Source organism: Photorhabdus aballayi (genome assembly GCF_026153155.1).
In the GTDB taxonomy this organism is placed as follows: Bacteria; Pseudomonadota; Gammaproteobacteria; order Enterobacterales; family Enterobacteriaceae; genus Photorhabdus; species Photorhabdus luminescens.
Window position 1 is genome coordinate 38417 of the sequence record NZ_JAPFCD010000030.1, and the last position, 21953, is coordinate 60369.

A 21953-nucleotide genomic window follows, 5' to 3' on the forward strand; every position below is an offset into this window, starting at 1 on the left:
ATACAGTATTGCCTTTGAATCGAGAATCACCTCAAGCCTGTAATGTCACTTACGGCCTTCATCATTGATGATTTTATTGACGTAATCTTGTAATCCCTCTAATTGTGCCTGCATCGTTGTTACTCTTTCGGTGAGAGTGAAATAATCCCTGATAGCGGGGTCTTCCAATCTGGGGCTGGCTGCATCATCCAGGCGGGAGGATGAATTGGCTTTGCCTTGATGACAGGTGGCCGCGATACGCAACCGGCGACGACCAGCGGCAACATCATCACGAAGGCCATCAATTTCAGATTTCGCATGAGCAAGTTCCTTTGTATGCTTAATATCCAGTTCAGACAGGCGCTTTATCCGCTCCTGCTGATTAACGATTTCATTCTGCTGCTCCAGCAGCTCACTCTGTAGCTTAACTGTCGTATCAAGCTGTTTGGTATACTTACCGTAATAGTGGTAAGCCAGAAGCGAGACAAGCGCTAGTGCAATAACAGTATAACCATGAGAGTTAAACTTCATAATATCGCTCTACAAAAGTAAAAAGGCTTTATCAATGACCGCATTGCTATAAGGTTGACTACCGTTTTCCATGGTAATAACCGACTTAATAAGCTTTGCCATAAATACCTTATTAAATACATCAACAACCTGATCACCAGTCACCTCCGTGTCCTTACATACGTGGTTAATATAGGCATCAGTATTATTTTCATTATGGGGAGCCCATCGTGAAATGATACCTTTCACTGTTTTAAGGCCATGTTTCCGATTGTAATTATGCAAAATTTTAATCATTGCCCGAATACCATATTCAGGGCTGACAAACTGACAGAAAGATTGGTCGGTACGTTGTGATTCCGGTACCAAGCCTTGCCAATCATCACCCCAACGAATGTTGCCAGGGTTATTATTCCGAATACCTCTGCTCATTTGTCATCACCAATGCGTTTGTTAATAGCACGGATAGCCATCTCTCTGATTTTATCAACACCGATAAATCCCACAGCCCCACCTATCATGGGGGATACATCAGATGAAATACCGAATGCTTCAATACCGCTGGATATCGCCCATGACAGAACGCCACATAACAGGCACTCAGCCCATTTGTTTTTACATTCCACTCCGTCATAAATAAGACGTCCCCAACAAATTAATATTGCTGCCGCCGTGCCAGACACTTGCGGCCACGAATGTTTCATGCCGTTTATTAATTCAGCCCATAAATCAGGATTATTTTTCATCTTCATATTCCACCCCCAACCGGGGAAATTAAACCCCGGTAGCGGCGGGTTGTGAATAAGATAACGAGTGAAGTAAACAACGAATAATGTTGAAAAGTCACTGAGCGCCAAATACGAAAAAACCCCAGCAGATTGCTGAGGTTCAAAACAGAAAAACCCGCACATTTGGCGGGTTCTGTTGTTTACGCTTACATATGTCGCAACATATATTGAAATGCTATGCCATCATGCCAAATCTGTCAACGACCTAATTACACATTTTTTATCTACTGATTTATTTTCTATTTTTTGTAGTTCATTAATCACATGTTGATAAATGAAAAACTCAGCGCGTTTGAAAATACTTTTAACTTCACGTAAGCATGTTCTATATGATGGCTTTCTATAATCTGACTGACCGGCACGAGTCGGCATAATACGCGGTTTTACTTTTACTCTGTATCCAGAAGCAATTTTATTATCTGATAAACAAAATGCGTACCGTGCAACAATTAGATGAAAAGCAATCTCATCTACCAATTTTAATAAATTGATAACCGCATTGATCAACAATCCCTGATCATCATTGCATTTTTCTCTCGATGGATAGCTAAATGGTTTTACTTTACTTATATATTCAGCAATCACACTGCTCTGTCTTTTCTCTATACGCTCCGTATAAATCCATGCTCCCCACTTATTTAACCAAGCCTGTAACCAAATTTCTTGCTCTTGAGTCAGACTCGACATATGCGCATCTCCTGAACTTCATTTTTAACTTGAGCAAGCAATTCCAGTTCTGTTCCGTGTATCTTTTGCCAAGTCCTAGGTGCAGCATGAAAACCGGTTGAATAACACGCTCTATGATGTGGAATGCAAAGAGGTAAAACAGAAAAATTATCAGCTCGTTGTGCTATCCCCTGCCCCGTTCTCACATGATGGATTTCAGCGAACGATGCTCCCAGCCCCATATTCCGACAACAGATACAACCCAGTGATGCTACGTCAGAAAGCCACTGTTTTTCACTTTTTGTCATTGGTCTTGCCTCTAATTAACAAAGTCAAATAATTGAGCAGCAGCATTTTCAGCCCCTGCTCTGGTCGGAAAAGTTCTGTATAAAATGAAATTCCAAAGCACGTTTAAAGTGGCTTGGTAGAGATCGTGAAATTCCAGTTCATCCATCTTTGCGAAACTAATAGAGCGAGGTTCGCGGTAAAGGCTACCATCTGGCATTTCGTAAGTGTCATAATGCCCAGACTCGACAGTGACCCATCGACGAAAAGCATCAAATGATTTTGTTGCGGATATGTTCTGTACCCGGTCCTTCGATATGCCTGCTAAATATTCATCAGCAGCAGACTGCAAAGCATCTTCACTGCCAGCAAAATGAGCCAGAAACTTAACATAGCCTCTGATAAGTGATTTTTCTTCGGAGGATATTGTCCCTCCAGTGGGTTCCCAGTATTCATAACCTAGGTTCAGGAGTGCAAAGTATTTACGATGGAAACGCGGGTTACGGGTTTTCTTAAAGTCAGCAGAAAGTACATCACCACACTTAACTTTGAAGTGTAGATACTCCCTAGCTGCCTGTGTCGCAGGAGCCAGAGTATCGTTCGATATTTTGATAAAACTATACTGCGCCATTACTGATCCTCATATGTAATAGCACAGCAGCTAGATTTAGGTTATCGGGTGTTCATGCCGATGAAATAATGATAACTTTTTATAGCTCATTAAGCTACTTGCAGTTAGTGTAAATGTTAAACATCTAACTTCAGCTCATGCCATCCCAGAGTATTCCAACACTCAGTTTCACCAAAAAAGCAACATTCAAAAATTGGCAAAGATTCCCTACACTTGCAACAATGGCGTTTTTGTAATTCAGCTATTTTACAATTCAATGACCGGTCATCAATTCTAATCAACATAGTGAGATATTCAACGACATCATAAGGCTTTCTGCCTGGACGCCGGAGCACGCAATTCCGTTTCAACATCTCCATCTCTTGATCATCCACCAGCAATTCTATTTTTGTAAAACCAGCTTCCTGCTGGCGTTTACGTTGGGCGGCTTTACGTTCTGCTGGAGATTTAGCCATTGTTAAACTTCCTGATTTTATAAACCGAATTACGGGTTCTTATATAACCATCAGAATAAAAGGAATGGATATTTTGAACAGATGACGTAATTATTTCAGCACCATCACTAAACCGCTTTTCAGCATCATTGTAAATACGACTGCTAGCCCGAATATCAGTGATGTCATAGGGGATAAATCCAATAAGATCTATTTCAGCTGTATATGTAATACCTAGTGGACCTTTTGATACCTTGTTGTCATCACATTCGAGTACTTGAAGCGCAACAGCGACAATCTGTATGATATTTTTTCTTGCCGCCTCAGCTAAATTTCCATCAAATTCACTCCACATCATTGATGACGTAGCCTTGCCTATTTCCTCAAGAGACATCACTCCCCACAAGAAAGGATTGTGATGACTTCCCCACTTTTGATCTTGTCTCTCCATTTCTGTAATAACATCAGCCATAGCTTTAGTATTTAAATGCTTCATTGGTCTTGCCCCTTATAACTTCATTGCTTCGCGCCAATAATTTAAGCGCATTCTAAAAAATTCCCGGTTGTTATCTGGAGTTTTTTCAATTTCAACTAATACAATTGTCCGGCTTATCTTCTCCCGTTTTAATTGTTTAATTAACCGACTGGCCTTTAAATCCAAGTTTTCCAGATCACGATATTCTTGTTGCCATAATCCGCGGTTGTATGGCAACCCTGCGGGTAGATAATCAGATTGTGTACCCATGATTACGCCTTGGATTCAGCCGCCAGACGTTTCATGATCTCTTTTTCTATGGGTTTCGGTGCTGCCATTACCTGTTTATAAACGGCTTTCTTCATCGAGCTATTACATGACATGACATGCTGAACACGATCTAATGGCATTTTGAGCATGATAGCGATACTTTCGGTACTGCGCCCAAGACGAGATAACTCATAGATCCCTCTAACAATTTTTCGCCCGTAATTAATACGCTCGCCTATTTTGACTATGGGTGCTGATTCTCGTACTGGAACCACTACTTGGATTAATTTAGGTTTCGGTTGATATGGTGCCCCAGTCCTAGCTCTTGCTGACTGATTAAGTTGATATAAAATAGATGCTGTATAATCACAGCCATCATCGTAAATACCCCGATTATCTAAAATCAGTTTTTCATTTTTGGTCATGGTCTGCCTCTTCTGGTCTTTTGTTAAAATGCTTTTTCTGCGTATCTGCGTTCTTTTTGCTTAGCCTGCTGCTGCATTCGACATACTTCCGCAGCAACAATCTGATCTGTTGGTAAATAATGCCCGTTTTTGAATTCTTGATAGACAGTGCCAACTTCGCCGTGTCGATTCTTATCAAGAATGATTTCAGCGTAATTTTTTGCTGGACTCAGTGGGTTATAAACAACATCCCGATAAGTAAAAATAATTCGGTCTGCATCTTGCTCTAAACTACCGGAGTCGCGTAAATCAGCCGCAACAGGACGGCGCTGATGTATAGGCCGTTTATCAACGTCTCTTGATAACTGACTCAATGCCGTAACGGGTGTATGCAATCGCTTAGCTAGTCCCTTGAGGGCCCTAGATATTTGAGCGATAGCTAGGTCATTACGCTCGGCTTTGGGCTTTTCTATCAATCCCAGATAATCAACAAAAATCCCTTTTAGATTCGGATGACTGCGCTTATGTGTTTCACTGATAGCACATATCTGCTCAACGCTTAATTCACTAGCATCAAGAATATGAATATCCCTGTCTATCAGCTCGCCAAGTGCATTAGATATACGAGCCCAGTCTTCATCATAAAATTCACCACTTCTCAATTTTGAAACTGATAGCTGAGCAGAACCGGCAACAATTCGTTCAGTAATTTGTTGTGCTGCCATTTCCATCGAAAATAGCAATGCCCCGCCCCCGTTCCTAGTCATACCTTCGATCATACAAAGTGCCAGTTCCGTTTTACCCATGCCGGGGCGACCACCAACAAGAATCAAATCAGTTGGGTTAAGTCCTCCAGTCAACGAATCAAGTGGCTCAATACCCGTCATAACCATGCTACGACTGGCTTCACCTGCGTTACGTTTCTCCAGTGTGTCAATGTACCCTTCAATCAAAGTCTTGATGTGCACTGGAACCAGGTTACCAGTATCTCGTATTAACTCTCCCATAGTTGACATAAAGCCCGCTATGACATGTTGTGCTTGAGTATGATTTTTAGTTTCCAGTAATGCCTGTTGGCCGGCGTTGATCACTGATGTAACCCGCCGAACATACCAATATTCACTAACTTTATTGGCATAACCTTTCAAGTTTGCATTCCAAACAGGGCTCTTACTCAACTCCAGGATATTAGCTAATGTATTACCATCTCCACTCATCATAGCCTCAGCGATGAATATCGGATCAATAAGAGAACTACTAAGAGCCTGTTTTTTTATCTCAACGTAGACACGGCGCAAAAAACACGAACTGAATGCCTCTTCTGGTAACGCTGCAAGAACATCATAGGCATCCTGAGTTGCACCACCTGACAACAACCCGCTTATCACTGCGTGTTCAAGATCGCGCTCATTCATATTATTCAGTTCTCCGGTAACTACTCCAATCAAAAGCAAGTACCACCCCGCCATGTGACATACGGTCTATAACCCGCTCACCTAATAGGTCAGACAGCTCGGAAAGTGATAAATTACTAATCAAAATTGTCGGCAGTAAATCCTCATAACGGTTGTTCATCACTTCAAACAAGATGTTACGTTCACTATCTGTTCCGTACTGCACTCCAATTTCATCGATGACCAGCAAGTCTAGTTCACTGTAAAACCGCAGGGTTTCAAACTCTGTCTGTTCGGACTCATGATTCCATGAGCGGCGAAAGGCTCGGATGATGCGTGATGCCGTGGTCATGAATGCACACGCCTGTTTTTCTGTCACTACCACTCGACAGATAGCCACAGCTAAATGAGTTTTTCCTGTTCCAGGACGGCCACACAAAACGAGTCCTTCCCCTGCCTTTTTCCGTTTTTCCCAACTATTTGCGTAGTTCTGGCAAATACCGAAATTGTGTTTTGCAGCTACCGTTTTGGGTTGATAGTTTTCGAAAGTAGCCAGTTCAAAGCGTGGCGCGATATTAACAGCACGGAGTAAATCAACCTGGGTCATCACTGGTCTCCCTGCTCGATGTTTTTCGACCAATACGCATCAATGGATTCATAATGCTTGTTTTCAAAACCTGTATGCGTATTGGGGCGCGGCTGGCGATCATGCTGAAGCTTTCTAGGAAACAGACCTTGCCACCCATTAGCAATGGAAGTACAGATCACTTCATCGGCATTATGACAATCTGCCAGTTTCTTGGCCTGCTGCCTGCACATTGTTTCTGTCAGCGGTTTTTTAATCTCTCGCCTGAACTTAACCCAGTCAACCCACACATCAGAACTAACGTTACTTGGCTTAGCATTGATGGGATCGAACTTTTGTTTACTCGTCCGTTTTTCCCCTTGGGGGGTAAGGGGGGATCTATTCAATACTTGTTTAATATTCAGTTCTTGTTTTAATTCATTACTTATTAGGGGGGGATTATCCGGCAACGGCTCAGCCGTTAACGGTTCATCCGGCGACGGATAATCCGTCTCTGGTGAAAAGCCGCCAGATTCACAAACAACATATGACATGCCATCAAAATTACCGCTATTTCCGCGTTTTTTTTCAGATTGCAGATAACCTGTGTTTGCCAACTCTTTCAATAACGCCCTTACAGCATCACGCCCTGATGGTTTCATTGAGTCTTGCGTTTGATTTATCAAATTCGCAACAGACACTTCCCAGTTATCCGGTTTTCCCAGCAAATAAATTAGTAAGCCTCTCGCCCCCCATGAGAGTTTAGTATCTTCACTAATTGATTTATCCAGCGTGTAAAATTTTGAATCGGGCCTTGGTGCTCTTCTGATAGCCATGTTATACCCCCAAAGCTTTAGCAATCTGTCTACAAGCTAACTGGTACTGTTCAGAAGTGAGCAATCTCTCCCGCAATTTAGCTTTTTGCTTTTCGTATTGTTCCCAAACACTAAGCGCTGCTTCCCTGCGCCCTTCATAAATTTCTGAGATTTGTTCCATACTGGCTGGCTTACCGTTAATACGAAAGCCATTCCGGTAAGTAATCATATCGATTGATCTAAGCATTGGTCTTGCCTCAAAATTTAATGTACGTTGGTCAGACGTGGTTCCATTGCATTCAACGCAGATATCGCTACTGCTATACGGTGTGACATATCACGACCTCCTAATAGTGTTTCACTCATTGCGGCGGCAAATTCCTTGATTGCGATGGATGCTAGGTAGTTCAAATTATCTGCGCTCATCAACCTCGCCCGCCGTTCGGCGGGTAATGCTGCTTCAATGGCTGGTAAAAGTTCCGAAATCTTGCGTCGCGCCGCATTTGAATCACTGCGTAACCACCTGAAAATCTGCTGCCTGTTGTTATTAATGGCTTTCCAATCAGCATTACCACTTTCATCTTCAATCAAATGTAACCTTGATTGTGAAAACGAATCATTAAGCAGGAAATACATTCGGCTAATTTCAATCGCTACATATTCCTGCCCCCTCTCTGCTGCCCAAGCCTCAACTTCGGCTTTAATGGCGTTAATGTTTGGTTTCACTACTTGCGTCTCCTGTAGCAATATTGATTATTGAGAATCAGATCTTAACTCTGATATCGTCTACACTTCAGGTAATCCATCTTTAGGATTGGGATATAGATCTGGACGTAACTCATGTGGAGTTACCCCAGTTAATTTATAAATAGGTATAACTCTATGCGGAGGAACAATCCCGCGTGAGCGATGTACCCAATAGCTAATAGTCATTTGTGAAACGTTTAATTCTTCAGCTAAAGCTTTTGCTGAGCCAGCAATTTCAATCGCGCGTTTTAATGCAGTCACTATTTTTTCTCCTAAGCTGCTTATATGCATTTATTAAACAATTAGTTGATGAAAATGTCAACAAATAGTTTATTTATATATATAAACAATCCGTTTATAATGTCAAGATGAAAAGCAATTTAAAAAACAATGTCGCCGTACTAGCGAGACTTAATGAACTCATGGATCAACAGGGTATATCTAAAGCAGATATGGCCCGTATCGCTGGCGTCAGTCCACAAGCGGTTAATAATTGGTTCAACAGAGGCGATATAGGTAAACGCTCAGCTCAAAAACTAGCTCAATATGTTGGTGTTTCAGTAGATTGGATATTAGGAGATAACGAGGCAAATGGGCCAAGTGATAATGTACAAGAACGACCACTTTCACAACAGGAAAAAATTTTACTGGAACTCTTTAATGAATTACCAGCTAGTGAAGCTGATAAATTCATTAAAGCTCTCGAAGATAAAAAACGGTATTATGATACTTTACTAGATGAATTATTACATAAAAGACAAAATAAGAAATCATAACCTATTATATTTAATAGAATTTAATCCAACCATCTCAAAATAACCTTTCAGATAGTAGATATTGTTACATCATACAAACGATTAATGATCCTTCAAAAGGTCCGTACTAACAAGGCTACCTAAGTAGCCTTGTTAACCTCATTCCCAATAAATAACTACCTTAAATTTCTCCTATCCAAAAAACAAACAAATCAAAATATCAACTATTGGTTGATATTTGCATTGACAAAAATATCAACTTATTGTTTAATTCAAAACATCACAGCAAACAGGCAGGACGCCCACGCAGTAGCCGCCCGGAGCATACGAAGTCCGGGATGATTTGCTAAGAACGGCAGCACAGCAGCAGTTTAGGTTAAGTGTTCAAAAATTCAATTGTTCAGATGATGGGAGAACCGCAGCTCTCAACGTGACCTGCAATGATTACCCAATCTGAACAATAGTAGAAGAGGCAAGACCAACACCAGGGTTCCCCGGCCAGCGGTGGGAACGGTACGAAAAACACTGGCAGTTGATGCGCTACGGTTCTCCTTGCCGGGTTTCTAAACGAAATTGCGTGAATCAACGGACTGCGGGGAAAGACCCGCAATTAATTAGTAACAGACGTAAAAAAACCCACCGAAGTGGGCTCTTTTACCCCAGTTCGCCGACCAAAGCTAACCGGGAGTTTCTACTAACGAGGACCAACTCGCTAGAAGAGGCAAGACCAATGATTGCTCACTGATCAAAATTATTCTATAGGAGTTGCTATGAAAGCACAACAGGAAACGCTTAAAGTAAAACTTTATGTTCATGCTATCGAAAATAGAATTACGCGACAAATGAACATCACTGTCTTACAACATGACGCTAGTAAAAATGGGAGTACAGAAATATTTGGTACAGTTGTCGCTGTTCATAATATAGAAATCCCGTATCCAGATATTAACAATTCAGAATTTATAAATTCACAAATTGAAGAGCTTAAAAAAGAAAAAGATAAAGTTCTGGCGGAAGCTCATGCTAAAACGGCTGAAATCGAAGATCGCATTTATAGATTGGGTGGACTGTCATGAGTTAATTAAATATGAGGATTAGACAATGAAATCAAAAATAAAATTTGCAACTGAGTGTAAAGCTGAACAATCTCGCTATTTATCCGAAGCAAAAATCTATCGTCGCGGCTCTGAAATACGAAAAATGTATGTCTCTCTCGCTTGGATAAATAGAAATAACGCACGTCAGTGGCTGTCTGTTGATTAAATAGAAGGTAAATAATGCAATGGTAAAAATACGAGAAACTTATAGTTTTGAAATATTATGTAAAGATGTACAAATTACGTCTTCTGAAATGGAAGGAATCTCAGTTGAGATATTTGATGTAAACGAAGATGATTTACAAAGAATGATTAATGAATTTGATTCTGAGGATATATTAAAAATAATTGATGAGGAAGATATTGTTAATTATTTAGAGGCCAAAAGTTACGTCGTAATTAAAAGAGAGGAGGAAGAATAATATGACTAAACACGTACACGCTGAATTAATGTTGCAATATGCACAAGATGCTTTTAAAACGGATGAACCGTGGAAAATGTGGGAAATAAAAAAACCAGGTATGGCGTGGGCTAGTTTGATTCGTAACCCCTCATGGGTACAATTCTGTCAATATCGTCGCAAGTCAGAAATGATAACAATTGGAAAAGTCAGTTTTCCCAAGCCAATAGACTATGAGTTAAAAAATGGTGATGGATATTTCACAATGACCACATTAGATAATGTAAATACGTTTACTTGGTGCTCTGATAATGTTGATTACTATTACTTGCGATCTGGTCTTATTCACTTAACAGAAGAATCAGCTAAACAACATCGTGACGCACTAATTAAAATAAATAATGGTGAATTTTAATTGAAAGTCGTGAAAACAATCGAGGCAAGACCAATGACTACTTATGTTTGTGTATTTGAGCCAACAAAAAATGCTCAAAAAAATGGCGCAGTACCATTAGCAATCGCTCTTGAAGCTAATTCTGAAAAAATGGCCAAAGCTATGGCTATCGTTTATCTGGGGGAAGAATACCCAGATAATATTGATAGTTTCAATACTTCAAAACCCATTATCTGTGAAGATATGCAGGGCTCGCCGCGCCCGCCAATTGGCAAGTTTGATGAAAAATTTGCAACCGAATACGAGTTCAACGGTACAACATGGCAAGTCAAAGCCATTAAACCAGAACCAGATAATAGTAACGAACTAGTTAACTTTAGCAAAGTTGCTACCGTTGTTCGCATAGCTGCGATTATGTTATTTGGCACAACCGAATTAACAAAAGGCCATATTCGTGACGCAATCACTTTTGTACACAATGATACTTCACAACCCAAGTTACGCGATATTGCAAAAGGCTTAGCTAAAATTAACGAAGTTGCTCTGATGGATGCTCCCAGGACACAAAAAATCATTCATATTGTTCTGGAACACTTTACAGAATATGTCGATTATGATTCTGAACAGGTTACCCAGTTTGCCATAAAATGGTTATCTCAACCGGAGAAGCCTACGTTTCATGAACGAGAGTTCGGCCACACCTACTCAACATTAGATATTGAAATTGCTCTTGCTCTACTTGATGATAATTTTGAATGTTGGTCAATTAGCTCTGCACACTTAAAAGCAGCAAAGGAATTGATTGCTACAGATAACGAAGCGTGGCGGCGTTGGTCTGTAGAATTTCGTATCAGAACAGATGCATTGTCTATTCCACGAGAAACCATTTTTAATGTTATTCGTAAAAGTAAGCAACACCCTGAATATCTAACTGATGCTCAGTCAAGACGGAAATATCTTGATAATGTACTGGGTAAAGCCCCCGACTCAAAACTAAACAATGAGCCAAAATCAGAACCACAGACTACCTCCGTTACAGAGCAGGTTGACTTAGAAACAGAAGGAAGTGAAACAAAACCAAAAACTCGTAGAAAACGGAAAACCAAACAAGAGGAACAAACGGAAAAACCTCAGATTAACACCTCATTACAGGATGAAAAACAGGAAGTAACTGTTATATGTCACAACACTGCTAATAGTAATGACTTTCAAGATCGTGCAAACATTCTTGATGAAACAATCAAAACCCGTGACGCCGAACAACAAACCAACTTACGCATATGGAAAACGGTTCAGCGCACCGATCCCCGCTTTACAAAACCAATCGAGGGTATGGGATTCATCGGTACAAGCATCAACAGTAATTACATGTTCATGCGTGCAACTGAGATATTTGGGCCGGTTGGTGAAGGTTGGGGTTATCAAGTTCTGGAAGAAAAAATGATCAATGGTGCCCCACTTTCTGAACCCATTTACGACAGCCAAAATAAACAGATTGGTATTCGTATATTGCGTGATGGTGACGGTACGTTGATCTGTGAACAGAATCATTCCATCAAAATTTTATTTTGGTATCTGGCTGAAGGAGATATCCGGGGAGAAATCGAAAGTTACGGTGCAACCCCTTACCTTTATAAAAGCAGATACGGCATCAAGGCTGATAGTGAAGTAATAAAGAAATCATTAACTGATGCCATCAAGAAAGCATTGTCTATGCTCGGATTCAGCGCCGATGTATTTATGGGAATGTACGATAACCCCGAATACCTAGCTGATAATAAAATTGAATTCGAAATTAAGGCTGCCAGTGATAAGGCCGAGGATCTAGTCAGATTACGCAAGGAACTAGACGATAAGTTCACTCGTAATACAGAAACAATGCGCACCGCTGTCAGTAAGAATGAAATTCGCGGTATAGCATCTACTCTTACACGTGAATTAGGTATTCATTTAGATAACGCCAAGACCAAAGCTGACAAAGATTATGAAAAATATTTGTCTGGCCGCCTGCGCCGTCTGACCGAAATTGAAAAAGAATGTTTAACTAAACTTGAAGAAGAGGCAAACCAATGACCACTGCAATTGCATTAGCAGCAGATTACGAAAAACTACAACAATTGGTAGAAACCGGCGAGTTCTCGCCAGAAGATATCGCCGATACACTTGAAAGTATCGAATGTGCTATCGGTGATAAGCTTGATGCTATCATGATCCATGTTCGCAATATAGAAGGTCAAGCCAAGACTCTTGCTGATGAGTCTAAACGACTTACTGACCGTAAAAAATCATTCGAAGGACAAGTAAAAAACTTAAAAAAATATGCACTGGATTGTTTACTGAAAGCTGGAATGGATTCATTAAGAACCACAAAAAACACGTTCACAGCCAGAAAGGGTATTGCCAATGTCATTATCGATGATGAATCAAAATTACCAGATGAATTAGTTGATGTACAAACAATTACAGCACCAGATAAAAAGGCCATTAAAGAAGCTATTGAAAACGGTATCGATGTACCTGGTGCGCATATTGAAATCGGTGAGAAAAGCCTGCAAGTACGTTAATATTAATTATGCCCCATTAATATCGGGGCAATAATATGAGGTGATTTATGGCAGCACGATTAGAAATTATTATATCGTTTGATGAAGATCTAAATAAATGTCACGTTGAGTGGACTACAGGAGAAAGCCTTGATATAGCAAGCGAAGAAAAGCAAGTTATTTCTCAATTGAAAAATAAGTTGTTATGCTCGATAGAAAATGAATTTATTAGCATAAACCAACATTATATTCATTAATAAAATACAAAGGTAATTATCATGAATAACAGTACAGAATCTTTAATATCAGCATGTCACGAGTTAGCAAGAACAGCTAAATGTGACGATTATTTAATTTTAAATGAGATTGCAGATAAATTGAAATCTCTTCAAAAAGAAAGTAATGATTACAACCAAATGTTTATTGATTCATGCGCTGGTCTTGCTGATATAGCTTGTGCCGTTGGTATTAAAGAAGAATGTGATACTGGTTCAGCAAAACAAGTAATTTTGAAAATTAAATTATTAAAAAAGAAAATTAGAATTTTTGAGCTTGGATTTTGTGCGCTCGAACCTATGATTTCATTAGCGCAATCTCTACAAGAACAAGAATCAAAGAAAAATGAATGAGTAACATTCAATGCAAAATAAATCAAAAGAGGTAAGACCAATGCTTAAACACTCTCACAGTAAAAATGATGCTGTAAAGCTTACAAATTGCAATAAGAACAAGGAAGCAAGAAGATGATATATGGCCTATTTCTACTTGTATGTTCTTCTATAGACTGCCAGTACCTGCCGTACGGCTATATTTATCCTGATGAAAAAAGCTGTATAGTAGATATGGAAATGCAAGGTCTTGGTACTTTTGAGTGTTTACCTGTTGAGGCCATCATTCACACTCAAAATTGATTAAGCTTAATCAGAAAATAATAGAAGTATCAAATAGCATGATAGCGAATTTCACCTACGGAACAGCTATCATGCAACTACAACCCTGGCAACCAGGACAACAGCTATTAACAAACTTCGATGTAAAATTAGGCAAACTAGCAGCAAGTGCAAAAAAGATATCTCACAATGACAGTGACGTTACCAGGGCATGTGCTGCTGCCGATTTGATTATTATATTGATGATGAGGCAAGACCATGAAAAACAACATCATTACACATGAAGAAATGGTGGAATTAACTGGGTATGAAAAACCATCTAAGCAGTGCGAAGCTTTAGAAAATGCTGGCATATTCTTTATACGCCGGCTGGATGGTTACCCAAAAACTACCTGGGAACATTTCAATAATCCACTTGGTAAACGTAATAAAACTACCCAAGAAGAACCCAATTTTGAGGCTATGTAATATGGCTGGTAAACGGAAAAATCCGGCTGACTCAGCATTACCAATAAGAGTATATCGAGGAAAAACAAAATATGAATTTCACCCTGCGGCGGGTGGTTCTATTTCACTTTGTCGTCTTGATGCTCCTTTATCTGTTGTCTATGCAGAGTATGAAAAGATTAATCGTGACATGTCACATGATGTTTTTTCTTTACAAATGTTAGTTGATAAATATATAAAATCGGCAAATTTCAGAGAACTATCAAAAGAAACGCAAAAAGACTATCACAAATACGCGAATAAGCTCATGCCTGTATTCGGAAAAATGACACCCGATAATGTCAAACCTGAACATATCAGAAAGTATATGGATAAGAGAGGACTTAAAAGCAGAACGCAGGCAAACAGAGAAAAAACTTTCTTATCCAGTGTTTATAGATGGGGTTATGAGCGTGGGCTTGTTAAAAGAAACCCATGCAAAGGCGTGCGTCAATTTAAAGAAAAAGTGCGAGATCGATATATTACAGATGATGAATATAATGCACTCTACTCTATTTCCCCTCCTGTCGTTAAAGTAGCAATGGAACTTGCATATTTATGTTGTGCCAGACAAGCCGATGTTTTAGCTATGACATATGCCCAAATAAGCGACGCAGGAATATTTATTAAACAAGGTAAGACAGCGGTTGCACAAATTAAAGGATGGACAGAGCGGCTAAATAACGTTATTGAAATGAGTAAATCGTTACCACTGGCTAGCGGAATTAGTAGTATATATGTAGTTCATCAACGTAAAGGCTCCCGATATACACGTGATGGATTTAACAGTCGCTGGCGCAAAGCGCATGAAGAAGCTGTCAAAAAATTTCCAGAACTGGATTTTGATTTTACGTTTCACGATCTAAAGGCTAAGGGTATTTCTGACCTGGAAGGTTCTTTAGCAGAAAAACAAAAAATTTCAGGCCATAAAAATATAACTCAAACTGCTAGATATGATAGAAAAATTGGAATCGTCCCAGTTGTCGGTGGACAAAAGGAATAATGCATTATTTTCAATAATTTTATTCCTAAGATATAAGATGCTTACTACATATCTTATTGATTTTAATCAGCGATAAGTTAGAGTTATGTTAGGAAAATATCATATAATTTATTGTTTTATAATAAAAAAACATCTGATTTAAAATCCCTCGGCTGTAAGGCTGTGCGGGTTCAAGTCCCGCCCTGGGCACCAAATAAAATTCGCTAATAAGACAGTGAGTTAGGAAAAAGAAAAGGCCACCGCAAGGTGGCTTTTTTGATTTCTGCGATGAGATGAAAATTGAAAAGTGGCGGCAGAATGGCTGCGCTTTGGCATTACTGTATAAATACACACCATCCATTTCAAACAATCTATCCCCTCTTGAAGCATCATCAGAAAAATATTCTTCACATAAAAAAAGTTAAGTCATGATTGCTTCATTACTGTGAAACCTGTTTATACCCGTTATCTTTCAAGTTGCCTCTTTGTTGGCTGCACTCGCCCACCCCGGTCACATAGTTATCTATGCTCCCGGGGATTCGCTCCCTTGCCGTCGCGATGCATCTTGAAATCCATAGGGTATATTGGCAGAATTCGCAGAAAATTATTATCTTTTTATATAGTTCATGAGCTTTTGTAGGAACGATTTTTTTATTTCAGGTTGATTTGATTTACTCCATGACGGATTTTCTAAATCGGTTGGAAGTAAGTACAGACGATCATCGTCATCAACAACTTTTGCATTAAGTTTTTCGGCTATCTGTAGCATCTTACAATATAGGGCTGTATCGGGGTGTTTTGTACGTATGTTCCCCTCAAACCAAGCCAGCCAAGGTTCTTCATCGACGCTTTTTCCTGTCCATATAGCATGAAACTGACCACTTCTTTCATCAATGAATAATTCGTCATCTTCAGCCACTAATGCGAGCCATTCATCACTACTAATTTGGCAATCTTCATTCATTGAGAAGCATTCAGCTCTTGTTATATGAAGCTCCCACCCCATAATTACTCCTTAATTATTTGAAAAATACAAAAATAAAAGGCCACAGCAAGGTTAATACCGATCCTTAAACGATCGGCATTAACCGCAAGGTAACTTTTTCTCGTGATGGAAATCACTATCCACTATACCCTTTCACTATACTTTTTACCTCGGCTGTTCTGGCCATTCAATATCGAGAGCCAGTGAAATATTTACTCTACTGAGCATTACCCTGTATTTCTTCCATTCCAACAGAGCGGCTTTCTCTGCTACGGTAGCGATATCTAAATCAGCAGCATCTTGCAGTAATGCAATGGATTCATTCGCCTGTCGCAACAGAGTTACACGCCGCTGCTCCGCTTGTTCAACCTGATTTGCTTTTAGGGCTATATTATCAGTGACCCATTGTGTGCCATCCCATTTATCAAAATCGGTGACAGGTTGCTTGAAGGTCAGAGTTTCAGGTAATTCACCCAATTCAGTAATTTCCTGTTGAGTTCGTGTTAACGTGTCATAAGCGACTTTTCCGCGATAATCAGGTACTATTTCCCAGCGCTTACCGTCTTCACTGCGACAAACAGCCACATCATCAGAATCGCAAAAGTTTGGTGCATCTAAATAAGAATGCGCTGACAAACCGACGCCGAGCATAACATATTCAACATCAGAGTCAGTAAATTCTCTTGTTATTTGATTCGTGCGATAAACCTTTATCCAGCCAGGTTGAATTGCTAATCCGTCCTCACCCAATACGGCTGTTTCATGTTCCAAAGAGTATTTTTGTTCTGTCGTTATGCTGAATGCTGCTGCTCTCACTATGTAGTTAAAGGCTATGTTACGGGGCCTTGATACCCCGATAAATGCTGAATTCGCAGTCCAGTCTGTCTGAGCTTGATAATATACAGCTTTTACCGAAATATTGTTATTTCGAGGAGTATCCCATTGTAATTTTGTGCGCTCATTGCGCGAAGGAGTAATAATAAAATTACTAGCCCGATCAACATTCTGTACTAAATAAGCCCCTTCTTGCCATGACAATATTGAACGAAATGGATCCACATTTCGACCACTGTCCCAACCACGGATAAACTCTCCCCTTAAATCAGGCAATCTACCGTCAGGATAAGCTTCTGCTAACTTTGGGTACTGCAATTTATTGAAAAATGCACCGTTACAAACGAGATAATTGATAGGTGGATAAGATAACGGCCACGGAATGGGGGAACCCACAGGTATATTAATTTCTTCACGTAATGAATTTATTATTTCCTGAGCAAGCTTTTGCGTAACCGCCAATGTATCACTATTGCCAATCATATTTGTAAGTTGAACAATACCTTTCTGCGTTAATGAGGCATCGGGAACCTTTGTTATCACTTTTTGTTCCAGCGCTCCATTTAATTGGGCGGTGAGTTTCTCTATATTCCCATCATCCAGAACATCATTGCCAGATTGTGTGGCGATAAAATTAGCGACTACAGAAGATATCGTGGACGACTGACGTAATGCCTTATTTAACATATCAGTGGTAATACCATCTTGTGGAAACCCAGTCTGCAAATTTTGGTTTTCTTCATATTTTTCTTGGCTAATTACATTAGCATTATTGCTAATAGAAAAAGCCTTAAAATCATTTTTTTGATTCATTTACTTACTCCTTAAGAAAAATAATACTTTTTATAATCAACATATTTAATAATTACAAAAATAATCCGACTGTAATTTATTCAAATTAGAGTCTAGTTCATAAAGAAGAGTAATACATCATTCCTATTTATTAGAAGATTGACTGTTTTTATATAATTGTCAGCAATAAATAATTCAATATCTTAGAATCGAAAATATATCCAAACCATTTATAGTTAACATCTGAAAACTATTTTGCTCTTATTCCTTCTATCTCTTCCTGCAACTCCTTCTGTTTTAAATTTCAAGCTGAATCTTGCGGAATTTAGACACAAACATCTAAACGATAGTATTCTAGAATGCCACAGAATTCTCCATCTTCATAAAACATACATTCATTATTCTCATCAATACAACTTAAGTCTCCAGTTCTGAGAACGGCTCGGTACTCGGTAAATGAGAGTGCTGACTTTCTAAGCTGCCTGTACGGCAGTACACCTTTGATTGCATTAACTTCGTGGCCCAAAAGATTTCTAAGCTGCCTGTACGGCAGTACACACCTGTAGCATCATCGGTATGCAGCCGCTGCTTTTCTAAGCTGCCTGTACGGCAGTACACACGGTGGTGCTCTGTTAGTGGTGATGATTGACTTTCTAAGCTGCCTGTACGGCAGTACACCCTGTATGCACGCCCTGTTTAACGAGCCGATCTTTCTAAGCTGCCTGTACGGCAGTACACCGAATGTTATTTGGTACACGTGAAAATGGTACTTTCTAAGCTGCCTGTACGGCAGTACACAAGTCGTGATTGCCGCGTTAACTGACCGGTTCTTTCTAAGCTGCCTGTACGGCAGTACACGAGATATTGAATTTCAAGCGCCCCCGAAAAAATTTCTAAGCTGCCTGTACGGCAGTACACTGTTTCGTCTGAGAAAACCTCATCTTCGGTGCTTTCTAAGCTGCCTGTACGGCAGTACACAGCGATAGTATTCGCGTATGGCGTTTCGACTTTTTCTAAGCTGCCTGTACGGCAGTACACCGAGATCTTTACGATTTCATTTGCAGCGTTATTTTCTAAGCTGCCTGTACGGCAGTACACCTGTATTAAGTGGATAAAAGACGTCATCAAATTTTCTAAGCTGCCTGTACGGCAGTACACAGTATGCTTTGAGTGTTAAGACATCTACAGACTTTCTAAGCTGCCTGTACGGCAGTACACGTTCTTTTACCCATGCCTCATATACATTTTCATTTCTAAGCTGCCTGTACGGCAGTACACGTTCTTTTACCCATGCCTCATATACATTTTCATTTCTAAGCTGCCTGTACGGCAGTACACGTGCTGAACCGGGGAAGCCGCCGAACGGCAGGTTTCTAAGCTGCCTGTACGGCAGTACACCTCCGCTGGCTTCATAACTCCAATTATTAAAATTTCTAAGCTGCCTGTACGGCAGTACACAATAACAAACTCCCTTTGTTATTTCCGTTTACTTTCTAAGCTGCCTGTACGGCAGTACACTTTAACAGAAGATGCCGCTCAGCAACATTTAGTTTCTAAGCTGCCTGTACGGCAGTACACGTATGGGAGGTAAAGTTGCCGAAACCCCGCAATTTCTAAGCTGCCTGTACGGCAGTACACAGAGAACGATTGAACTTAGTGTATAAAGGTATTTTCTAAGCTGCCTGTACGGCAGTACACATTGTTATAGTATAACATTACGTTTTACTTGATTTCTAAGCTGCCTGTACGGCAGTACACATGAACGACCTAGATCTCCATGATCCCGAAACTTTCTAAGCTGCCTGTGCGGCAGTACACATAGAATCCCTTATGCTGGTGTAGCAGGTATGTTTCTAAGCTGCCTGTGCGGCAGTACACTGATTACTGAAATGCTATTGTGTACAACTTGATTTCTAAGCTGCCTGTGCGGCAGTACACGTTCCCGCTGATAAAACTGTTCAAGATCCAAATTTCTAAGCTGCCTGTGCGGCAGTACACTCACGATGTAAGTTATCTAGCTTCCGTTCTCATTTCTAAGCTGCCTGTGCGGCAGTACACAAGACTTGTGGTTGATATGTCGAACTGGAACTTTTCTAAGCTGCCTGTGCGGCAGTACACTCAATTGCCGCTATGCGTCTGTTGATTTCGCTTTTCTAAGCTGCCTGTGCGGCAGTACACCATTTTTGTTCTCCTATAGTTTAACTTTCTTATTTCTAAGCTGCCTGTGCGGCAGTACACACTCTAAAGAACAACGACTATCACATGGATGTTTTCTAAGCTGCCTGTGCGGCAGTACACTGTTACATATTAACCCCAACCTACTGAATGTTGAAGAGTAATCATTATAAAAAATAAAAACCCTTTTTTACGAGACAAATAATATTTACTTAAAAATCAATAAATTAAAGTTTACCTTTAAAAAAGGGTCAAAATTCCCTCCACCCAAGGGGAACAACCTCTCCTTCTGTTTCTGATTTAAAGGGTATTTTGTTCAGTCATCATGCTGCTCTCACGATGTAATTAAAGGCTATGTTGCGTGGGCGGTTCTCTGGTGCTACAGGAACAACTCTTGACGCGTCGAACCCAAAACCATATGCAGTGTATACAACATCTGAGGTAAAATGACCTACTGATTTAGAACTACCATCTATAGCGACTCCAAAATTTGCACTACCATAAAAAACCCCTTTTGCTGCCTGCTCAAAACTATGTGTTATCGCCCCAGGAAATGAGCCCTGAATATTTCTAATAGCATCCCCCTGATGAGTTAAAACTCCGCGGCCATTATCAATACCTCGACCATCATCCCATCCGCGGATAAATTCGCCCCTTAAATCAGGTAATCTACCGTCAGGATAAGCTTCCGCCAACTTCGGATACTGTAATCTATTAAAAGCTGAACCATTACAAGTGAAATAACCAAATGGTGGATGAGGTAACGGCCACGGAATCGGAGAACCGACTGGGATTTCACTAGCTATTTTAATTCGATTATCTATCTCTTCGCGGGTATATTCACGTAATGAATTTATTACTTCCTGAACAAGCTTTTGTGTAACCGCCAATGTATCGCTATTGCCAATCACATTTGTAAGCTGGACAACACCTTTTTGAGTTAATGAAGCGCCGGGAATATCTGTTGTAATTTTTTGTTCTAACGCTTTATTTAATTGAGCTGTGAGTTTAGCTATATTTCCATCATCCAAAACATCATTGCCAGATCGTGCCGCAATAAAATCAGCCACGACAGATGATACCGTTGACGCTTGACGCAATACTTTATTTAACAAGTGAGTGGGAACATTATCTGGTAAAAATCCAGTCTGCAAACTCTGATTCTCTTCATATTTTTCTTGACTGACTACATTCGCATTATCACTAATAGAAAAAGCCTTAAAATCATTCTTGTAACTCATATACCTTCCTTAAATTAAACAATATTATTTCATAAGAAATATATTTAACTATTGTAAAGATGATTTATCGCAATTCACAAAAATAACAGTCTAGTCCAGAAAAATAACAATGGGGTGTTCTTATTACTTATAAGATTAACTATTTTTGTATAATCGGCAGCAATAAGTATCTCAACATTCCATTTAATTTTTCAAGGCAGATCACAATAAAACATAGCCAATCCATATTATCTAATTATCTATTAATGAAATATTGCTTACAGAACCATAAAATAAATATCAACATCTATAACCGTTCACCAATAACTGACATGGCAAAAAATAAGCATTACCGACTATCATTGATCATCCATAAAAATATAATTATTAAATAATTTTTCTATAAAATAATATTTTATAAATATATTTACATTTA

At 39.6% G+C, this 21953-nt stretch carries 31 protein-coding genes, 1 pseudogene and 1 CRISPR repeat array; of the genes and pseudogenes, 12 read left to right on the forward strand and 20 right to left on the reverse strand.

All coding sequences use genetic code 11. From position 1 onward, the window contains the following. Positions 1-45: 45 nt before the first annotated feature. The 16 genes from OO184_RS15055 to OO184_RS15130 form a co-directional block, all read right to left on the reverse strand. Positions 46-510, reverse strand: a complete 465-nt coding sequence (locus OO184_RS15055; protein WP_265379883.1) for a lysis protein — start codon at positions 508-510, stop codon at positions 46-48. Positions 511-519: 9 nt separating this feature from the next. Next, positions 520-921: a structural protein gene (locus OO184_RS15060; protein ID WP_265379884.1), complete on the reverse strand. Its 402-nt coding sequence runs from the start codon at positions 919-921 to the stop codon at positions 520-522. Continuing rightward, complete coding sequence (locus OO184_RS15065; protein ID WP_265379885.1) at positions 918-1235, reverse strand: phage holin, lambda family; 318 nt, start codon at positions 1233-1235, stop codon at positions 918-920. The genes OO184_RS15060 and OO184_RS15065 overlap by 4 nt, the downstream gene beginning before the upstream one ends. 225 nt (positions 1236-1460) lie before the next feature. Next, positions 1461-1964: an antiterminator Q family protein gene (locus OO184_RS15070; protein ID WP_265379886.1), complete on the reverse strand. Its 504-nt coding sequence runs from the start codon at positions 1962-1964 to the stop codon at positions 1461-1463. Continuing rightward, complete coding sequence (locus OO184_RS15075; protein ID WP_265379887.1) at positions 1952-2251, reverse strand: Ref family recombination enhancement nuclease; 300 nt, start codon at positions 2249-2251, stop codon at positions 1952-1954. The genes OO184_RS15070 and OO184_RS15075 overlap by 13 nt, the downstream gene beginning before the upstream one ends. Positions 2252-2262: 11 nt before the next feature. Continuing rightward, the gene (locus OO184_RS15080) at positions 2263-2859 is read right to left on the reverse strand and encodes a DUF1367 family protein (protein WP_265379888.1); all 597 of its coding nucleotides are present in this window, start codon (positions 2857-2859) and stop codon (positions 2263-2265) included. Positions 2860-2975: 116 nt separating this feature from the next. After that, a complete protein-coding gene (locus OO184_RS15085; RefSeq protein ID WP_265379889.1) occupies positions 2976-3314 on the reverse strand; it encodes a hypothetical protein in 339 nt (112 codons plus the stop codon). Further along, positions 3307-3789, reverse strand: a complete 483-nt coding sequence (locus OO184_RS15090; RefSeq protein WP_265379890.1) for a hypothetical protein — start codon at positions 3787-3789, stop codon at positions 3307-3309. The genes OO184_RS15085 and OO184_RS15090 overlap by 8 nt, the downstream gene beginning before the upstream one ends. 12 nt (positions 3790-3801) lie before the next feature. Next, complete coding sequence (locus tag OO184_RS15095; RefSeq protein ID WP_265379891.1) at positions 3802-4038, reverse strand: hypothetical protein; 237 nt, start codon at positions 4036-4038, stop codon at positions 3802-3804. A 2-nt stretch (positions 4039-4040) separates the two neighbouring features. Next, on the reverse strand, positions 4041-4463 hold the full coding sequence (locus OO184_RS15100; RefSeq protein WP_265379892.1) for a hypothetical protein: 423 nt from the start codon (positions 4461-4463) through the stop codon (positions 4041-4043). A gap of 23 nt (positions 4464-4486) precedes the next feature. Further along, positions 4487-5857, reverse strand: coding sequence for a replicative DNA helicase (locus OO184_RS15105; RefSeq protein ID WP_265379893.1), 1371 nt, complete (start codon positions 5855-5857; stop codon positions 4487-4489). Between the two features lies 1 nt (position 5858). Beyond that, positions 5859-6443 carry an ATP-binding protein gene (locus tag OO184_RS15110; RefSeq protein WP_265379894.1) on the reverse strand — a complete coding sequence of 195 codons (585 nt, stop codon included), beginning with the start codon at positions 6441-6443 and terminating at the stop codon, positions 5859-5861. After that, positions 6443-7237, reverse strand: coding sequence for a phage replication initiator YdaU family protein (locus OO184_RS15115; RefSeq protein WP_088371765.1), 795 nt, complete (start codon positions 7235-7237; stop codon positions 6443-6445). The genes OO184_RS15110 and OO184_RS15115 overlap by 1 nt, the downstream gene beginning before the upstream one ends. 1 nt (position 7238) lies before the next feature. After that, positions 7239-7463, reverse strand: coding sequence for a hypothetical protein (locus OO184_RS15120; RefSeq protein ID WP_088371767.1), 225 nt, complete (start codon positions 7461-7463; stop codon positions 7239-7241). 17 nt (positions 7464-7480) lie between these two features. Then, positions 7481-7942 (reverse strand): toxin YdaT family protein, encoded by a 462-nt coding sequence (locus OO184_RS15125; protein WP_265379895.1) that lies wholly within the window; start codon positions 7940-7942, stop codon positions 7481-7483. Positions 7943-8002: 60 nt separating this feature from the next. Continuing rightward, entirely contained in the window at positions 8003-8224 is a 222-nt protein-coding gene (locus OO184_RS15130; protein ID WP_265379896.1) for a transcriptional regulator, read from the reverse strand. 107 nt (positions 8225-8331) lie between these two features. Here OO184_RS15130 and OO184_RS15135 point away from each other — a divergent pair, with 107 nt between their 5' ends. The 12 genes from OO184_RS15135 (at position 8332) to OO184_RS15190 (ending at position 15532) form a co-directional block, all read left to right on the forward strand. Further along, a complete protein-coding gene (locus OO184_RS15135; protein ID WP_265379897.1) occupies positions 8332-8739 on the forward strand; it encodes a helix-turn-helix domain-containing protein in 408 nt (135 codons plus the stop codon). Positions 8740-9488: 749 nt separating this feature from the next. Continuing rightward, entirely contained in the window at positions 9489-9794 is a 306-nt protein-coding gene (locus OO184_RS15140; RefSeq protein WP_265379898.1) for a hypothetical protein, read from the forward strand. A gap of 25 nt (positions 9795-9819) precedes the next feature. Beyond that, a complete protein-coding gene (locus OO184_RS15145; RefSeq protein WP_265379899.1) occupies positions 9820-9981 on the forward strand; it encodes a hypothetical protein in 162 nt (53 codons plus the stop codon). Positions 9982-10000: 19 nt separating this feature from the next. Then, on the forward strand, positions 10001-10237 hold the full coding sequence (locus OO184_RS15150; protein WP_265379900.1) for a hypothetical protein: 237 nt from the start codon (positions 10001-10003) through the stop codon (positions 10235-10237). Position 10238: 1 nt separating this feature from the next. After that, entirely contained in the window at positions 10239-10631 is a 393-nt protein-coding gene (locus OO184_RS15155; RefSeq protein WP_265379901.1) for a hypothetical protein, read from the forward strand. Between the two features lie 33 nt (positions 10632-10664). After that, positions 10665-12683 carry a phage-associated endonuclease gene (locus tag OO184_RS15160; RefSeq protein ID WP_265379906.1) on the forward strand — a complete coding sequence of 673 codons (2019 nt, stop codon included), beginning with the start codon at positions 10665-10667 and terminating at the stop codon, positions 12681-12683. Beyond that, a complete protein-coding gene (locus tag OO184_RS15165; protein ID WP_088371783.1) occupies positions 12680-13174 on the forward strand; it encodes a siphovirus Gp157 family protein in 495 nt (164 codons plus the stop codon). Before OO184_RS15160 ends, OO184_RS15165 begins: the two co-directional genes overlap by 4 nt. A gap of 47 nt (positions 13175-13221) precedes the next feature. Continuing rightward, positions 13222-13410 (forward strand): hypothetical protein, encoded by a 189-nt coding sequence (locus tag OO184_RS15170; RefSeq protein ID WP_088371785.1) that lies wholly within the window; start codon positions 13222-13224, stop codon positions 13408-13410. A gap of 21 nt (positions 13411-13431) precedes the next feature. Further along, the gene (locus OO184_RS15175; RefSeq protein ID WP_088371787.1) at positions 13432-13782 is read left to right on the forward strand and encodes a glutamyl-tRNA amidotransferase; all 351 of its coding nucleotides are present in this window, start codon (positions 13432-13434) and stop codon (positions 13780-13782) included. Positions 13783-14135: 353 nt separating this feature from the next. Further along, positions 14136-14327 (forward strand): hypothetical protein, encoded by a 192-nt coding sequence (locus OO184_RS15180; protein WP_088371789.1) that lies wholly within the window; start codon positions 14136-14138, stop codon positions 14325-14327. Continuing rightward, on the forward strand, positions 14302-14511 hold the full coding sequence (locus OO184_RS15185; protein WP_265379902.1) for a DUF4224 domain-containing protein: 210 nt from the start codon (positions 14302-14304) through the stop codon (positions 14509-14511). The genes OO184_RS15180 and OO184_RS15185 overlap by 26 nt, the downstream gene beginning before the upstream one ends. 1 nt (position 14512) lies before the next feature. After that, a complete protein-coding gene (locus tag OO184_RS15190; RefSeq protein ID WP_265379903.1) occupies positions 14513-15532 on the forward strand; it encodes a tyrosine-type recombinase/integrase in 1020 nt (339 codons plus the stop codon). 586 nt (positions 15533-16118) lie between these two features. On the opposite strand, the gene OO184_RS15195 is transcribed toward OO184_RS15190, so the two are convergent. The 4 genes and pseudogenes from OO184_RS15195 to OO184_RS15210 form a co-directional block, all read right to left on the reverse strand. Next, a complete protein-coding gene (locus OO184_RS15195) occupies positions 16119-16517 on the reverse strand; it encodes a hypothetical protein (RefSeq protein WP_132344924.1) in 399 nt (132 codons plus the stop codon). Between the two features lie 144 nt (positions 16518-16661). Next, complete coding sequence (locus tag OO184_RS15200; RefSeq protein WP_265379907.1) at positions 16662-17291, reverse strand: tail fiber assembly protein; 630 nt, start codon at positions 17289-17291, stop codon at positions 16662-16664. A gap of 222 nt (positions 17292-17513) precedes the next feature. Continuing rightward, a pseudogene (locus OO184_RS15205) lies at positions 17514-18143 on the reverse strand (tail fiber protein); the annotation flags it as partial. A gap of 449 nt (positions 18144-18592) precedes the next feature. Further along, a CRISPR array of direct repeats spans positions 18593-20420; the repeat unit is 28 nt; unit sequence TTTCTAAGCTGCCTGTACGGCAGTACAC. Between the two features lie 200 nt (positions 20421-20620). Next, positions 20621-21538: a phage tail protein gene (locus tag OO184_RS15210; RefSeq protein ID WP_265379904.1), complete on the reverse strand. Its 918-nt coding sequence runs from the start codon at positions 21536-21538 to the stop codon at positions 20621-20623. Between the last annotated feature and the right edge of the window lie 415 nt (positions 21539-21953).

Excerpts from the sequence above, each read along its gene's own strand:
- OO184_RS15055 (WP_265379883.1), bottom strand. The coding sequence starts at position 510 with ATGAAGTTTAACTCTCATGGTTATACTGTTATTGCACTAGCGCTTGTC.
- OO184_RS15060 (WP_265379884.1), bottom strand. The coding sequence starts at position 921 with ATGAGCAGAGGTATTCGGAATAATAACCCTGGCAACATTCGTTGGGGT.
- OO184_RS15065 (WP_265379885.1), bottom strand. The coding sequence starts at position 1,235 with ATGAAAAATAATCCTGATTTATGGGCTGAATTAATAAACGGCATGAAA.
- OO184_RS15070 (WP_265379886.1), bottom strand. The coding sequence starts at position 1,964 with ATGTCGAGTCTGACTCAAGAGCAAGAAATTTGGTTACAGGCTTGGTTA.
- OO184_RS15075 (WP_265379887.1), bottom strand. The coding sequence starts at position 2,251 with ATGACAAAAAGTGAAAAACAGTGGCTTTCTGACGTAGCATCACTGGGT.
- OO184_RS15080 (WP_265379888.1), bottom strand. The coding sequence starts at position 2,859 with ATGGCGCAGTATAGTTTTATCAAAATATCGAACGATACTCTGGCTCCT.
- OO184_RS15085 (WP_265379889.1), bottom strand. The coding sequence starts at position 3,314 with ATGGCTAAATCTCCAGCAGAACGTAAAGCCGCCCAACGTAAACGCCAG.
- OO184_RS15090 (WP_265379890.1), bottom strand. The coding sequence starts at position 3,789 with ATGAAGCATTTAAATACTAAAGCTATGGCTGATGTTATTACAGAAATG.
- OO184_RS15095 (WP_265379891.1), bottom strand. The coding sequence starts at position 4,038 with ATGGGTACACAATCTGATTATCTACCCGCAGGGTTGCCATACAACCGC.
- OO184_RS15100 (WP_265379892.1), bottom strand. The coding sequence starts at position 4,463 with ATGACCAAAAATGAAAAACTGATTTTAGATAATCGGGGTATTTACGAT.
- OO184_RS15105 (WP_265379893.1), bottom strand. The coding sequence starts at position 5,857 with ATGAATGAGCGCGATCTTGAACACGCAGTGATAAGCGGGTTGTTGTCA.
- OO184_RS15110 (WP_265379894.1), bottom strand. The coding sequence starts at position 6,443 with ATGACCCAGGTTGATTTACTCCGTGCTGTTAATATCGCGCCACGCTTT.
- OO184_RS15115 (WP_088371765.1), bottom strand. The coding sequence starts at position 7,237 with ATGGCTATCAGAAGAGCACCAAGGCCCGATTCAAAATTTTACACGCTG.
- OO184_RS15120 (WP_088371767.1), bottom strand. The coding sequence starts at position 7,463 with ATGCTTAGATCAATCGATATGATTACTTACCGGAATGGCTTTCGTATT.
- OO184_RS15135 (WP_265379897.1), top strand. The coding sequence starts at position 8,332 with ATGAAAAGCAATTTAAAAAACAATGTCGCCGTACTAGCGAGACTTAAT.
- OO184_RS15140 (WP_265379898.1), top strand. The coding sequence starts at position 9,489 with ATGAAAGCACAACAGGAAACGCTTAAAGTAAAACTTTATGTTCATGCT.
- OO184_RS15145 (WP_265379899.1), top strand. The coding sequence starts at position 9,820 with ATGAAATCAAAAATAAAATTTGCAACTGAGTGTAAAGCTGAACAATCT.
- OO184_RS15150 (WP_265379900.1), top strand. The coding sequence starts at position 10,001 with ATGGTAAAAATACGAGAAACTTATAGTTTTGAAATATTATGTAAAGAT.
- OO184_RS15155 (WP_265379901.1), top strand. The coding sequence starts at position 10,239 with ATGACTAAACACGTACACGCTGAATTAATGTTGCAATATGCACAAGAT.
- OO184_RS15160 (WP_265379906.1), top strand. The coding sequence starts at position 10,665 with ATGACTACTTATGTTTGTGTATTTGAGCCAACAAAAAATGCTCAAAAA.
- OO184_RS15165 (WP_088371783.1), top strand. The coding sequence starts at position 12,680 with ATGACCACTGCAATTGCATTAGCAGCAGATTACGAAAAACTACAACAA.
- OO184_RS15170 (WP_088371785.1), top strand. The coding sequence starts at position 13,222 with ATGGCAGCACGATTAGAAATTATTATATCGTTTGATGAAGATCTAAAT.
- OO184_RS15175 (WP_088371787.1), top strand. The coding sequence starts at position 13,432 with ATGAATAACAGTACAGAATCTTTAATATCAGCATGTCACGAGTTAGCA.
- OO184_RS15180 (WP_088371789.1), top strand. The coding sequence starts at position 14,136 with ATGCAACTACAACCCTGGCAACCAGGACAACAGCTATTAACAAACTTC.
- OO184_RS15185 (WP_265379902.1), top strand. The coding sequence starts at position 14,302 with ATGAAAAACAACATCATTACACATGAAGAAATGGTGGAATTAACTGGG.
- OO184_RS15190 (WP_265379903.1), top strand. The coding sequence starts at position 14,513 with ATGGCTGGTAAACGGAAAAATCCGGCTGACTCAGCATTACCAATAAGA.
- OO184_RS15195 (WP_132344924.1), bottom strand. The coding sequence starts at position 16,517 with ATGGGGTGGGAGCTTCATATAACAAGAGCTGAATGCTTCTCAATGAAT.
- OO184_RS15210 (WP_265379904.1), bottom strand. The coding sequence starts at position 21,538 with ATGAGTTACAAGAATGATTTTAAGGCTTTTTCTATTAGTGATAATGCG.